Here is a 13362-nt window from a genome sequence, read left to right as displayed (position 1 = left end):
CCCCGGCGCCGCGGCGCGGCGGGGGGTGGCAGGCTGGGCGCGTGAGGTACCGCGAGCTGACCGACCTCGTCGACGACGTCCTGGGTCCCGTCCAGGGGCGCCTGATGATGGACGAGCTCGTCCTGGACGCGCTCGGCAACCGGACGGGCTCGCAGGCGCTCGCGGCCGGCGTCGAGCCGCGCGAGGTGTGGCACGCGCTGTGCGACGCCCTCGACGTGCCCGAGTCGCAGCGCTGGGGCACCGACGCACACCGGCAGGCCCCGCCGCGCCGCGCGGACCGCTGACGGCCGTGCCGGGCGCCCCCGACGACGCCCGCGCGCGCCGGCGGGCGTGGGCGCCCCTCGTCGACCTGCGCGACGTCGCCGTCGCGGTGGTGACGACCGCGGTGGGCCTCGGCGTCGGCGTCGCGGTGGTGGACGGCGTGAGCGCGGTGACGCCGTGGGGTCTGCTCCTCACGACGCTCGCGGTCGGCCTCGGCGACCTGCTCCTGCGGGAGCCGCTGCGCGCCCTCGCGCGTCTGGCCGGTGCCGGCGGGGCGCTCGTGACGGGGCTCGCCGCGCAGGTCGCGGTGGTGTGGGGTGCGCTCGCGGTCGTACCTGGCGTCGCGGTCTCCTCGCCCTGGTCCGTGCTGTGGGTGCTCGTCGTCACGGCCGTCGTCATGGCCGCGGGCCGCTGGGCCTGGGGCGCCAGCGACAACGCGTACGTCGTGGCGGACCTCGTGCGCCGGGCGCGGCGGCACGCGCGCCGTGGCGACGGGCAGGGCCGGACGGCGGGCGGGGAGGACCCCGCCGGCGCGCGTCCGCCGGGCCTCCTGGTGGTCCAGCTGGACGGCGTCGGCGCGGACGTCCTGGACCAGGCGGTCGACGCCGGGCTCGTGCCGACGATGCAGCGCTGGGTCGAGGAGGGCACGCACCGGGTCGTCCCGTGGTGGGCGAGCGTCCCCGCGACGACGCCCGCGTCGCAGGCGGGCCTCCTGCACGGAGCGGCCGACGCGATCCCGGCGTTCCGGTGGTGGGACCGCGGCCTGGGACGGCTGGTGGTGACGAACCGGCCGGACGACGCGGCGCTCGTCGAGGAGCGGCTGACGGACGGCGCGGGGCTGCTGTCGGGCGGCGGGACCGCCGTCGCGACCATGTTCTCCGGCGACGCGGCCTCCTCCTACCTCGTCATGAGCAGGGGACGGCGGCACGGGCTCGGCCCGGGACCGGGCTACGTCGCGTTCTTCGCGCGCCCGTTCGTCCTGGCGCGCGCCGTCACGGTGACCGTCGCCGAGGTCGTCAAGGAGCTCTACCAGGCGCGCCGCCAGCGGGTGCACGACGTGCGCCCGCGCGTGCCGCGAGGCGGCTGGTACGTGCTCCTGCGCGCGGTGACGAACGTGCTGCTGCGGGACCTGACGACGTCGCTCGTCGCGGACGCGCTCGTGCGCGGGGACCCCGTGGTCTACGTCGACCTCGTCGACTACGACGAGATCGCCCACCACGCGGGCCCGACGCGCCCCGAGTCCCTGCGTGCGCTCGAGGGGCTGGACCAGGTGCTGCGCCTGCTCGAGCAGGTGGCGCTCGTCGCCCCGCGCGCGTACGAGGTCGTCGTGCTCTCCGACCACGGGCAGGCGCTGGGCGCGACGTTCGCCCAGGTGGAGGGGCGCTCGCTGCTCGAGACGGTGCGCGCCCTCATGGCGGAGCCGGACGTCGCGGGCGTGCAGAGCGCCGGCGGGGAGCCGTGGGGGCCGCTCAACGCGCTGCTCACGAGCACGCTGGGGCGTGCCGGGGAGGCGGTGGTCGTGGGACCCGACGCGGGTGACGACCGTGCGCGCGGGCGGGCCCGTGCCCGCCGCCGCGAGGACGCGTCCGCCCCGCGCGTGCGCGAGCACGGACGGGCGGCGCCCGCCGGGACCGGCGGCGAGGTCCCGGACGTCGTGGTGGTCGGGTCGGGCAACCTCGGGCTCGTGTGGTTCCCGGCGTGGCCGGAGCGGCCCACGCTGGAGGACCTCGGCGAGCGGTGGCCGGCGCTCGTGCCGGGCCTCGCGGCGCGCCCGGCGGTCGGCCTGGTCGTCGTGCGGTCCCGGGCGCACGGGCTGCTGGCGGTCGGTGCACGGGGCGTGCGGGCGCTCGAGGTCGACGGGGACGTCGTCGAGGGGGACGACCCGCTCGCGCCGTACCCGGGGCGGGCCCGGGCGGACCTCGTCCGGGCGGCGCGCCTGCCGCACACCGGGGACCTGCTGCTGGTCTCGGCCGTCGGCCGCCGGGGGCACGTGCACGCGTTCGAGGGGCAGGTAGGCTCGCACGGCGGGATCGGCGGGCCGCAGAACCGCGCCTTCCTGCTGCACCCGGCGGGGTGGGCCGTCGACGACGCGCGGTGCGCCCCGGTGGACGGGGAGCGGATGCTCGTGGGTGCGGACGCCGTGCACCACCAGCTCGTGGACTGGCTGCGGGCGGCCGGGGTGCGCCCGTGAGCGCGCTCGTGCGGTGGCTGGGTCACGCGACGACGGTGCTCGACGTCGCGGGCGTCCGGTTCGTGACCGACCCCCTCCTGCGCCGGCACGCCGGGCTCCTGCGCCGCAGCGGCGACGCGCCGGACCCCGCGCACTGGCAGGGCGCCGACGCCGTCCTCGTCTCGCACCTGCACCACGACCACGCGGAGACCGTGTCGCTGCGCATGCTGGCGGGCGCGCCCGTCCTCGCGGCGCCGTCGAGCGCCCGCTGGCTGGCGCACCAGGGCCTCGACGCGGTGGCGCTGGCGCCCGGTGCGTGGTGGCACGCGCCGGCGGGGGACGTGCGGGTGCGGACGGTGCCCGCGGACCACCGGCACCGTCCCATGCCGCACCGGCCGAACGCCGCGACGGGCTTCGTCGTGCGCGGCGGCGGGGTCACCGTCTGGTTCGCGGGGGACACCGGTCCGACCCCGGCGTTCGCGACCGTGCCGGAGCTCGCGGGGGCGCCGGTCGACGTCGCGCTCGTGCCCGTCGGCGGCTGGGGGCCGCGGCTGTCCGGGGGGCACCTGGGCCCGGACGGGGCGGCGCAGGCCTGCGCCGCGGTCGGCGCCCGGGTCGCGGTCCCCGTGCACTGGGGGACGCTGCACGCGCCGGCGGCCCGGCGGCTGCCGCCGGGGTGGATGGAGCGCGCGGGACCGGCGTTCGCGGCGGCCGCGCGACGGCTCGCGCCGGGGTGCCGGGTGCACGTGCTGCAGCCGGGGGAGCTGTTGCGCGTCGACCCCGCCTGACGCGGCGTGTCGGTCCTCGTGATCGAACACGTGTTCGGCTAGCCTGGGGGCAGGTGACGACGGCCGAGCCGTCCCCACCCCGAGGCCGATGTCCTGTCGTCCACGGGCCGCGGGGGCGTCCGGCCGGGATGTCGGTGGTCGGGCATAGCGTCGCCTGCGACTCAAGGACCAGTCCCCGCAGGTGCAGCGCGACGCTGCTCGAGACGACGAGGTAGACATGCCCGCTCAGGACCGCGAGAAGGCCCTCGAGGCCGCACTCAGCCAGATCGACCGCCAGTTCGGCAAGGGGTCGGTCATGCGCCTCGGCGAGGAGGGGCGCGCCCCGGTCGAGGTGATCCCCACCGGTTCCGTCGCGCTCGACGTGGCGCTCGGCATCGGCGGCCTGCCCAAGGGCCGCATCATCGAGGTGTACGGCCCGGAGTCCTCCGGCAAGACGACGGTCGCGCTGCACGCCGTGGCCAACGCGCAGAAGGCCGGCGGCATCGCGGCGTTCATCGACGCGGAGCACGCGCTCGACCCGGAGTACGCCAAGAAGCTCGGCGTCGACACCGACGCCCTCCTCGTCGCCCAGCCGGACAACGGCGAGCAGGCGCTCGAGATCATGGACACCCTGATCCGCTCGGGCGCCATCGACATCATCGTCATCGACTCGGTCGCGGCGCTCGTGCCCAAGGCCGAGATCGAGGGCGAGATGGGCGACTCGCACGTCGGCCTCCAGGCCCGGCTCATGTCGCAGGCCCTGCGCAAGATCACCGGTGCGCTCAACGCGTCGGGCACGACCGCGATCTTCATCAACCAGCTCCGCGAGAAGATCGGCGTCTTCTTCGGCAGCCCCGAGACGACCACCGGTGGCAAGGCGCTCAAGTTCTACGCCTCGGTCCGCATGGACATCCGGCGCATCGAGACCCTCAAGGAGGGCACCGACGCGGTCGGCAACCGCACGCGCGTCAAGGTCGTGAAGAACAAGATGGCCCCGCCGTTCAAGCAGGCCGAGTTCGACATCCTGTACGGCGTCGGCATCTCCCGCGAGGGGTCGCTCATCGACCTCGGCGTCGAGCACGGGTTCATCCGCAAGTCGGGCGCCTGGTTCACGTACGAGGGCGACCAGCTCGGCCAGGGCAAGGAGAACGCGCGCCGGTTCCTGCGCGACAACCCGGACCTGGCGGAGGAGATCGACAAGAAGATCAAGGAGAAGCTCGGCATCGGGGCGAAGGTCGACGCGCCCGCCGAGGTCGACTTCTGAGCCCGCGGACGGGCGAGGGGACCGGGCGGCCCGCGGCGGCACGACGCCGCGGGCGGCCCGCGGCGGCACGACGCCGCGGGCGGCCCGCCCCCGAGCCACCCGAGGGCGGGACGGCGGCCGTCGACCCCGAGCCCGATCCGGAGCAGGTCGCGCGTGCGATCGTCCTGCGCCTGCTGACCGGCGCCCCGCGCAGCCGTGCGCAGCTCGAGGAGGCGCTCGCGAAGCGCGACGTGCCCTCCGACGTGGCGGCGCACGTGCTGGACCGCTTCACGGAGGTGGGGCTGGTCGACGACGAGGAGTACGCGCGCATGCTCGTGCGCTCACGGCACCGCGAACGGGGGCTGTCGCGTCGGGCGCTCGGCACGGAGCTGCGCCGCAAGGGCATCGACGACGAGACGGCGGCGGCCGCGCTCGAGGAGGTCGACGGCGACGACGAGGAGCAGGCCGCGCGTGCGCTCGTCGAGAAGAAGTTGCGCGCCACCGCGTCCCTCGAGACCGACGTGCGGGTGAGACGCACCTACGCCGCACTCGCCCGCAAGGGCTACCCGCCCGGCCTGGTGAGTCGCCTGGTCCGGGAGGCGCTCGCCGCCGAGGGGGCCGACGGCGACGGTCCCGACTGGTCGGAGGCCGAGGGCTGACGCGGACGCCGGCCCGGTGCGCGGCCGCCGGTACGGCGCCGGTGCGCACGTCGTCCGTACGCCCGACGCGCGGGCGTCCGGTGGGCCGGTCGGCGCCGTGACCTGCGCGAGAATGGATCACCCGTCGGCACCCGGCCGGCCGGTCCGGGAGGGCGCGTGGAGCAGGCACCGATCGTCACCGTCGTAGGGCTGCTCGGCGCGTGCCTCGTGGCGCTCGTCCTCGTGCTCGTCGCACGGCGCGAGGCCGACGCGCAGCGCCGGCAGGCGGCGGAGGACGTCGCACGGATCAAGGACGAGGCGCGCGCCCTGCTCGCCGACGCCGAGCGACGCCACCAGCGCACCGTCGACCGCGAGCGGGAGCTGGCCGCCGAGCGCACCGAGCTGGTCGAGCTCGAGCGCCGGACCCGCAGCGAGGCGGACGCCCTCGCCGAGGCGCAGCGAGTCGGCGCCCGCGCCGTGGACAAGGCGGAGCGCACCGCCGCGCGCACGCTCGCGGACGCCGAGCGCGCCGCCAACGAGCGGCTCGCGGCCGCGCGCGAGCAGGCGCGCCAGGAGCTCGAGGCCTCGAGCGGCCTGACCGAGGAGGAGGCCCGCGCCGAGCTCACCCGTCGCATCGCGGACCAGGCGGCGAACGACGCCGCCGCCCAGGTGCGGCGCGCCGAGGCCGCGGCCCGGCGGACGGCCGAGGCGCGCGCTCGGCGCATCGTCAGCGCCGCCGTGCAGCGGCTCGCCGTCCCGACGAGCGCCCAGCACGTCGTGACGATCCTGCCCCTGCCCTCCGACGAGATGAAGGGCCGGATCATCGGCAAGGAGGGGCGCAACATCCGCCACTTCGAGGCCCTCACCGGCGTCAACGTGCTCATCGACGAGACCCCGGACTCCGTCGTCCTGTCCTGCTTCGACGCGGAGCGGCGCGAGGTCGCGCAGGTCGCCCTCGAGGCGCTCATGGCCGACGGGCGCATCCACCCGCAGCGCATCGAGGCGGCGTACGCCGACGCCCTCGCCGGCGCCGAGGAGCGGCACGACGCCGCGGGCCACGACGCGGCCGAGCGCGCCGGCGTCGAGCGGCTGCACCCCGACCTGGTCCGCACGATGGGGCGGCTGCGGCTGCGCACGTCCTACGGGCAGAACGTCCTCGAGCACCTCGTGGAGAGCGCGCAGGCGGCCGCCGCCATGGCGGCGGAGATCGGCGCCGACGTCGAGGTCGCCCGGCGCGGCGCGTTCCTGCACGACGTCGGCAAGGCGCTGACCGCGGAGGTCCGCGGCACGCACGCCGCTGTGGGCGCGGACCTCGCCCGCCGGTGCGGCGAGTCGGACGCCGTCGTGAACGCGATCGCCGCACACCACGACGAGGTGCCGCCGGCGACGATCGAGGCCGTGCTCGTGCAGGTCGCGGACGCGATCTCCGCGTCCCGCCCGGCGGCCCGCCGCCAGGACGTCGACCAGTACGTCGAGCGCATGGGCAGCCTCGAGGCGCTCGTGGCCGAGCACGACGGCGTCCGTCGGGCCCTGGCGATGGCGGCCGGCCGCGAGGTGCGCGTCGTCGTCGAGCCGGACCGCGTGACCGACCGCGACCTGCCGCAGCTCGCGACCGCGATCGCCCGGCACATCGAGTCCGACCTCACCTACCCGGGCGAGATCAAGGTCACCGTCGTGCGCGAGCTGCGGGCGAGCGCCACCGCCGGCTGATCGCCCGCGGTCCACGCGACGAGGGCCGGCAACGCTGCCTCGACAGCGCTCCCGGCCCTCGTCGTCGTGCTGCCGCGACACCCCGATCGGCGTCGCAGCCGCGTCACGGGGTGATGTGCGGGGCCCCCGACGCGCCGTCGGCCACGGGCGCGGTGACGACCGCCGGTGCCGCCGTGCGCCGCGAGCGGCCCTGCAGGCGCAGTGCGAGCTGGGAGAGCGTGATGTTCACGAGGAGGTAGACGCCCGCGCCCACCGCGAACAGCGCGACGAGCGAGGCGTTGCCGAAGAAGTAGGTGTTGTTCTGGATGGTCTTGAGCAGCTCCTCGTAGCCGACGATGAACCCGAGCGACGAGTCCTTGAGCAGCACCACGAGCTGGGCGACCAGGCTCGGCAGCATCATGCGCAGCGCCTGGGGGAGCAGCACGATCCGCAGCGTCTGCGAGCGGCTCAAGCCGACCGCGAGGCCCGCCTCGGTCTGCCCCTTGGGCAGCGCGGCGAGACCGGCGCGGACGATCTCGGCGATGATCGCCATGTTGTAGACGACGAGGCCGAACACGACCGCGCTGAAGGCGTCCCACCCGAACGCGAGCAGCGCGAACAGCATGACGAGGAGCACGGGCAGGCCCCGGAACAGCTCGATCACCGCGGTGGCGATCCAGCGCAGCGACGCGATGCGCGTCGTCCGCAAGACCGCCAGGAGCAGGCCGAGCAGCAGGGCGAGGGGCGCTGCGAGCGCGGCGGCGCGAAGCGTCGCGCCGAGGCCCGTGACGAGCAGGCTCCGCCACACGTCGGCGGCGGACTGACCCATGGGCGGGTCGTGGAGCACCGCCCACCGCTCGGGTTCGAAGACGCCGCGGCCGGCGGCGTACCAGGCGCCGGCGCCGAGGAGGGCGAGCACCAGGAGGCCGGCGACGACGGAGCCGATGCGCTCACGACGGCGGGTCGCCGGGCCGGGGACGTCGTACAGGACGGAGCTCATCGGGCGAACGCCACCCTCCGCTCGAGGGCGCCGGCCAGCTGGCCGGCGGGGATGGTGATGACGAGGTAGAACAGCGCGACGCCGACGAGAACCATGATCGACTCACCAGGGTTGCCCTGCGCGAGCCGGCGGCCGGTCGCCATGAGCTCCACGACGGCGAAGCCGGCCGCGACGGACGTGTTCTTCGCCAGAGCGATGATGACGTTGATCAGCGGCGGGATCACCGAGCGCACGGCCTGCGGGAGCACCACCGACGTGAGGGTCTGGCCGAACGTCAGACCGATCGCGCGTGCCGCCTCGGCCTGGCCGACGCCGACGGAGTTGATGCCCGACCGGACCGCCTCCGCCACGAACGCCGACGTGTAGAGCGTCAGCGCCAGCACGGCGGCCGCGTAGCCGAAGAACCGGAACGGCGTGAACTGCGGCAGCACGTAGACCGTGAAGAAGAAGACGAGCGTGAGCGGAGTGTTGCGCAGCAGCTCGGTGTAGACGGCGCCGAACGCGCGCAGCGAGCCGAGGGGTGACACGCGCAGCATCGCGACGAGGGCGCCGACGACGAGCGCACCAGCGCCGGCCACGAGCGTCAGCTGCAGGCTCAGACGGAAGCCGGCGAGGAACGCCGGCATGTTGTCCGCGATGACCGAGGGGTCCACACGTCCTCCGGGGGTGGGGCGTCGAGGCGGCTGGTGAGGTGGCGGCCGCAGGGGGCGACGGCACCGCACGAACCGTCGCGCGGGCCGGCGCGATGTGCGCCGGCCCGCGCAGGTCACGGCCGGGGGCGGACGTGCGCCCGCCCCCGGCCGGTGGGTGTCAGTAGCGGTCGACGGCCGGCGGCTCCGGGGTCGGCAGCACGGTGCCCGCCGTCTCCTCCCATGCCTCCTGCCAGCTGCCGTCCTCGAAGCTCTCCTCGAGGACGTCGTTGATCCACATGCGGAAGTCGGTGTCGTCGAGCGCCAGGCCGATGCCGTACGGCTCCTCGGTGAACGGCTCGCCGCGGACCTCCAGGTCGGGGTTCTGCGCGGCGAAGCCGGCGAGGATGACGTTGTCGGTGCTGATCGCGTCGACCTGCCCGTTGCGCAGCGGCTCGATGCAGTCGGAGTAGGCCTGGAGAGCCTGGACCTCGGCCTCGGGGTAGTTCTCGATGAGGTTCGCCTCGGGCGTCGAGCCGGACACGGTGCAGACGCGCTTGCCCGCGAGGTCGTCGGGCCCCTGGATGTCCTCGTTGTCCGCCAGGGTCAGGATCGACTGGCCCGCCACGTAGTACGGGCCCGCGAACGAGACGACCTCCTTGCGGGTGTCGTTGATCGTGTACGTCGCGATGACGATGTCGACCTGGCCCGACTGGATGAACGGCTCGCGGTTCGCGGAGACGGTCTCCACCCACTCGATGTCGTCCTCGGCGATGCCCAGCTTGCCGGCGATGATCTTGCCGATCTCGACGTCGAAGCCGGTCGGGTTCCCGTCGGGACCGCGGAGCCCGAACAGCGGCTGGTCGAACTTCGTGCCGATCGTGATGGACCCCTCCTCGGCGAGGCTGGCCATCGTCGAGCCCTCGGGGAAGTCGGCGGCGGCCGTCTCGGTACCGCCGCCGGCGGTGTCCTCGGTCTCCTCCCCGCCGGCGTCACCGCCGCCGGAGCAGGCGGCGAGGGCGAGCGTGGACGCGGACAGCAGGGCGACGAGCCCGGTGCGAGCGGATCGCATGTGCTTCTCCTTCGGTCGCGGGGGCGCGGGTGGCGCCACCGGTCGGGACGGGTGCGGCGTGTCGTGCCGGCGGTGCGGGAGGCGCGGGCCGGTCGCCCGCGGTCCGCGTCAGTGGGTGAGGATCTTGGACAGGAAGTCGCGGGCCCGCTCGCTGCGGGGTGCGGTGAAGAACGTCTCCGGGTCTGCCTCCTCGACGACCTGGCCGGCGTCCATGAAGACGACGCGCTGGGCGGCGCGCCGGGCGAAGCCCATCTCGTGCGTGACGACGACCATCGTCATGCCGTCGCGCGCGAGGCCGACCATGACGTCGAGGACCTCGTTGATCATCTCGGGGTCGAGCGCGGACGTCGGCTCGTCGAAGAGCAGCGCCTTCGGCTTCATCGCGAGCGCACGGGCGATCGCGACGCGCTGCTGCTGCCCGCCGGAGAGCTGCGCGGGGTACTTCTCGGCCTGGTTCGCCACGCCGACGCGCTCCAGCAGCTCCATCGCGGTGGTGCGCGCCTGCGCGGGCTTGACCTTCTTGGCCTTCACCTGACCGAGCGTGACGTTCTCCAGGACCGTCTTGTGCGCGAACAGGTTGAAGGACTGGAACACCATGCCGACGTCGGCGCGCAGCCGGGCGAGCGCGCGACCCTCGGCGGGGATCGGCTCGCCGTCGATCGTGATCGTCCCGGAGTCGATCGTCTCGAGCCGGTTGATCGTCCGGCAGAGCGTCGACTTGCCGCTCCCGGACGGCCCGATGACGACGACGACCTCGCCGCGGTGCACGGTCAGGTCGATGTCACGCAGCACGTGCAGGCTGCCGAAGTGCTTGTTCACACCGGACAGGACGAGGAGGGGGTCACCCGTGGGGCGGGTGGCCGAGGGGGCGGCGGGGTCGGCGGTCACGCTGTCGGCCATCCCCCGAACCTATTGGGGTGATGTTGCGGACGCCATGGGGCGACGTCACGAACCCGTAACGTCCCGGTCATACGTCCTGCCCCGTGCGAGTGCGGCCGTGCGCGGCGTGTCGGAGGCGCCCGGGCGCCGGACGTACCCTGGTGGGCGATGTCCACGACCCTGCCCGCACCGCTCGCCGCGCCCGCCGACGCCCTCGCCGGCGCGCCCGCCGTCGACGCGCCGCACCAGGCCCGCACGTACCTGGTGAAGACGCTCGGGTGCCAGATGAACGTGCACGACTCCGAGCACATGGCCGGCATGCTCGAGGAGGCCGGCTACGTGCCCGCCACCGCCGCGGACGCCGCCGCCGAGGACGTCGACGTCATCGTCATCAACACGTGCGCGGTCCGCGAGAACGCCGCGGACAAGCTGTACGGCAACCTGGGCCGGCTCGCGGGGCAGAAGCGCGCGCGTCCCGGCATGCAGATCGCCGTGGGCGGCTGCCTCGCGCAGAAGGACCGCGCCGGCATCGTCGAGCGCGCCCCGTGGGTCGACGTCGTCTTCGGCACGCACAACCTCGACGTGCTGCCGACGCTGCTGGAGCGCGCGCGGCACAACGCGCGCGCCGAGGTCGAGATCGCCGAGTCGCTGCAGGTCTTCCCGTCGACGCTGCCGACCCGCCGCGAGTCCGTCTACGCGGGCTGGGTCTCGATCAGCGTCGGCTGCAACAACACGTGCACGTTCTGCATCGTCCCGCACCTGCGCGGCAAGGAGCGCGACCGGCGTCCGGGCGACGTGCTCGCCGAGGTCGAGGCGCTCGTCGGGCAGGGCGCGATCGAGGTCACGCTGCTCGGGCAGAACGTCAACTCCTACGGCGTGGAGTTCGGCGACCGGCAGGCGTTCGCGAAGCTCCTGCGCGCGGCCGGCGCCGTGCCCGGGCTGGAGCGGCTGCGCTTCACGTCGCCGCACCCCGCGGCGTTCACCGACGACGTCATCCACGCGATGGCCGAGACGCCCACCGTGATGCCGCAGCTGCACATGCCGCTGCAGTCCGGCTCGGACCGCGTCCTGCGGGCCATGCGCCGCTCGTACCGGTCCGACCGCTTCCTCGGCATCCTCGACCGCGTCCGCGCGGCCATCCCGGACGCCGCGATCACGACCGACATCATCGTGGGCTTCCCCGGGGAGACCGAGGAGGACTTCGCGGAGACGCTGCGTGTCGTCGAGGCCTCCCGCTTCTCGTCCGCGTTCACGTTCCAGTACTCCCCGCGGCCGGGCACGCCCGCCGCGGGCCTGCCCGACCAGCTGCCGAAGCAGGTCGTGCAGGAGCGGTACGAGCGCCTCGTCGCCCTGCAGGAGCGCATCTCCTGGGAGGAGAACCAGGCGCAGGTCGGGCGGACCGTCGACGTGCTCGTCGCCGAGGGGGAGGGGCGCAAGGACGGCGCGACCGCCCGCCTGTCCGGCCGGGCCGCCGACAACCGTCTCGTCCACCTGTCGCTGCCGGCCGGCCTCGCGCCCGCCGACGCCCCGCGTCCGGGCGACCTCGTCACGGTCGAGGTGACGCACGCGGCACCGCACCACCTCGTCGCCGACTCCGCGCTGACGGGCGGGTCGTTCGCCGTCCGGCGCACGCGCGCCGGTGACGCGTGGGAGCGTCGTGCCACCGGCGCGGAGGAGCACACGCACGGCGGGTCGGGCGGCGGGTGCGGCACCGGCGCGGCGCCGGCCGGGCCGGTCGTGCTCGGGCTGCCGACGGTCGGGCTGCGCGTCGGCTGACGTGCCCCGGTCCCGGCCGGCCCGACCGGGCCGGCCCCGCGGAGCCGCACGGCCGCGACCGAGCCGCACGGCGTCAGTTGTCGGGCACGTCCGGCGCGTTGCCGGGCTCGCCCGGCACCACGGGGTCGAGGGCCGCGAACAGCTGCACGCCCGTGCCGAGGCCGCAGGCCAGCAGCTGCGCGAGCTGCACGTCCGTGACGCCGGGCTCGAGGTCCGCGGACACCTCCGCGTAGACGGCGAGCACGCCGTCCTCCTCGCGCACGTACGCCTTGGGCCAGATCCGCTCGCGGTTCCAGTCGTTGATCGCCAGCGCCAGCGCCCGCCGGTGCTCGAGCGGGAGGGTCCGGTGCCACCGGCCCCGGACCTGCAGGATCTCGTCCTGCTCGCCCAGCAGCAGGAACCAGAAGCGGTTGCCGTCCCACGTGCCGGTGAGGTCGCCGTCCTCGTCCACGACGAAGCGGTAGCCGCGCGCCAGGAGGTAGTCCGCCACGCGGTCGCGCGTCAGCGGCGCCGGCACCTCGTCGTCGACGGGGCCCTGCTTCGTCGGCTTGGGCAGCCCGCCGAGCACGCGCAGCAGCCAGCCCGGCCCGCTCACGGCGCCGCCCCCGCCGGGTCCGGGTACCGCTCGTCGAGCGCGTCGAAGAGCATGCTGCCGGTCGACAGGCCGCAGAACAGCATCTGGCTCAGCTGCGCGTCCGTCGCGCCGTGCTCGAGGTCGGTCGCGACCTCGCTGACCACGTGGACACGCCCGTTGTCCCGCACCCGCGCGTACGCCTTCGGCCAGATGCGCTCGGCGTTCCACTCGTTGCACAGGTCGAGCACCTCCTCGAGGCGCTCGATCGCGAGCTCGCGGTGCCACTGACCCCGCACCTGCAGGATCTCGGCCTGCTCGCCGAACAGGAAGAAGTAGAAGAGCCGGCCGCGCCAGAGGCCGCCCAGGTCCCCGTCGTTGTCGACGAAGTAGCTGAACCGGTTCTCCGTCATCCACGCGGCGATGCGCGCCGGTGTGACCGGGACGGGCGTGCCGGCGCCCTGCTCCGCGGACCCCAGCTCCCGGGCCAGCAGCTCCGCCACACGGGCGTGCAGCTCCCCGTCCTCGACCGGGGCGACGGACACCTCGGCACGCGTCCTCGGCCGTCCGCGCCCCCACCAGCGGCGCGCGCGATCCCCGAACGACACCATGCCCCGACCCTACCCGGCGGTACCGACGGCGCGATCGCGCCCGCGCGGGGGACGGC

Annotated in this window: 13 protein-coding genes; 7 read left to right on the top strand and 6 right to left on the bottom strand. The window is 75.0% G+C overall.

Annotated elements, in window-relative coordinates:
- The first annotated feature begins 41 nt into the window (after positions 1–41).
- The 6 genes from FB586_RS16145 (at position 42) to rny (ending at position 6789) form a co-directional block, all read left to right on the top strand.
- On the top strand, positions 42–284 hold the full coding sequence (locus tag FB586_RS16145) for a DUF3046 domain-containing protein (RefSeq protein ID WP_136520372.1): 243 nt from the start codon (positions 42–44) through the stop codon (positions 282–284).
- 5 nt (positions 285–289) lie between these two features.
- Complete coding sequence (locus FB586_RS16140; RefSeq protein WP_246036849.1) at positions 290–2452, top strand: alkaline phosphatase family protein; 2163 nt, start codon at positions 290–292, stop codon at positions 2450–2452.
- Positions 2449–3219: an MBL fold metallo-hydrolase gene (locus FB586_RS16135; RefSeq protein ID WP_136520371.1), complete on the top strand. Its 771-nt coding sequence runs from the start codon at positions 2449–2451 to the stop codon at positions 3217–3219. Before FB586_RS16140 ends, FB586_RS16135 begins: the two co-directional genes overlap by 4 nt.
- Before the next feature lie 217 nt (positions 3220–3436).
- Positions 3437–4462 (top strand): recombinase RecA, encoded by a 1026-nt coding sequence (gene recA / locus FB586_RS16130; protein WP_136520370.1) that lies wholly within the window; start codon positions 3437–3439, stop codon positions 4460–4462.
- Positions 4459–5100 carry a regulatory protein RecX gene (locus FB586_RS16125; RefSeq protein WP_136520369.1) on the top strand — a complete coding sequence of 214 codons (642 nt, stop codon included), beginning with the start codon at positions 4459–4461 and terminating at the stop codon, positions 5098–5100. The genes recA and FB586_RS16125 overlap by 4 nt, the downstream gene beginning before the upstream one ends.
- A gap of 156 nt (positions 5101–5256) precedes the next feature.
- Positions 5257–6789 carry a ribonuclease Y gene (rny, locus tag FB586_RS16120; protein WP_136520368.1) on the top strand — a complete coding sequence of 511 codons (1533 nt, stop codon included), beginning with the start codon at positions 5257–5259 and terminating at the stop codon, positions 6787–6789.
- A 103-nt stretch (positions 6790–6892) separates the two neighbouring features.
- Here the strand turns inward: rny and FB586_RS16115 are convergent, their stop codons facing one another.
- The 4 genes from FB586_RS16115 to FB586_RS16100 all read right to left on the bottom strand — a co-directional run bounded on the left by FB586_RS16115 (position 6893) and on the right by FB586_RS16100 (position 10369).
- On the bottom strand, positions 6893–7768 hold the full coding sequence (locus tag FB586_RS16115) for an amino acid ABC transporter permease (protein WP_136520367.1): 876 nt from the start codon (positions 7766–7768) through the stop codon (positions 6893–6895).
- Positions 7765–8394, bottom strand: coding sequence for an amino acid ABC transporter permease (locus FB586_RS16110; RefSeq protein WP_136520778.1), 630 nt, complete (start codon positions 8392–8394; stop codon positions 7765–7767). The genes FB586_RS16115 and FB586_RS16110 overlap by 4 nt, the downstream gene beginning before the upstream one ends.
- A 184-nt stretch (positions 8395–8578) precedes the next feature.
- Entirely contained in the window at positions 8579–9469 is an 891-nt protein-coding gene (locus tag FB586_RS16105; RefSeq protein WP_136520366.1) for a glutamate ABC transporter substrate-binding protein, read from the bottom strand.
- Positions 9470–9577: 108 nt separating this feature from the next.
- Positions 9578–10369, bottom strand: a complete 792-nt coding sequence (locus tag FB586_RS16100) for an amino acid ABC transporter ATP-binding protein (RefSeq protein ID WP_136520365.1) — start codon at positions 10367–10369, stop codon at positions 9578–9580.
- A gap of 147 nt (positions 10370–10516) precedes the next feature.
- On the opposite strand from FB586_RS16100, the gene miaB reads away from it, so the two are divergent.
- Positions 10517–12124, top strand: coding sequence for a tRNA (N6-isopentenyl adenosine(37)-C2)-methylthiotransferase MiaB (miaB, locus tag FB586_RS16095; protein WP_136520364.1), 1608 nt, complete (start codon positions 10517–10519; stop codon positions 12122–12124).
- Between the two features lie 73 nt (positions 12125–12197).
- On the opposite strand, the gene FB586_RS16090 is transcribed toward miaB, so the two are convergent.
- Positions 12198–12719, bottom strand: coding sequence for a type III secretion system chaperone family protein (locus FB586_RS16090; protein ID WP_136520363.1), 522 nt, complete (start codon positions 12717–12719; stop codon positions 12198–12200).
- Positions 12716–13306 carry a type III secretion system chaperone family protein gene (locus tag FB586_RS16085; RefSeq protein WP_136520362.1) on the bottom strand — a complete coding sequence of 197 codons (591 nt, stop codon included), beginning with the start codon at positions 13304–13306 and terminating at the stop codon, positions 12716–12718. The genes FB586_RS16090 and FB586_RS16085 overlap by 4 nt, the downstream gene beginning before the upstream one ends.
- Positions 13307–13362 lie beyond the last annotated feature (56 nt).

The organism is Cellulomonas telluris (assembly GCF_004886325.1).
Lineage (GTDB): Bacteria > Actinomycetota > Actinomycetes > Actinomycetales > Cellulomonadaceae > Cellulomonas > Cellulomonas telluris.
The sequence above is the reverse complement of the archived record's forward strand: the minus strand, read 5'-3'. Positions and strand labels throughout refer to the sequence as shown.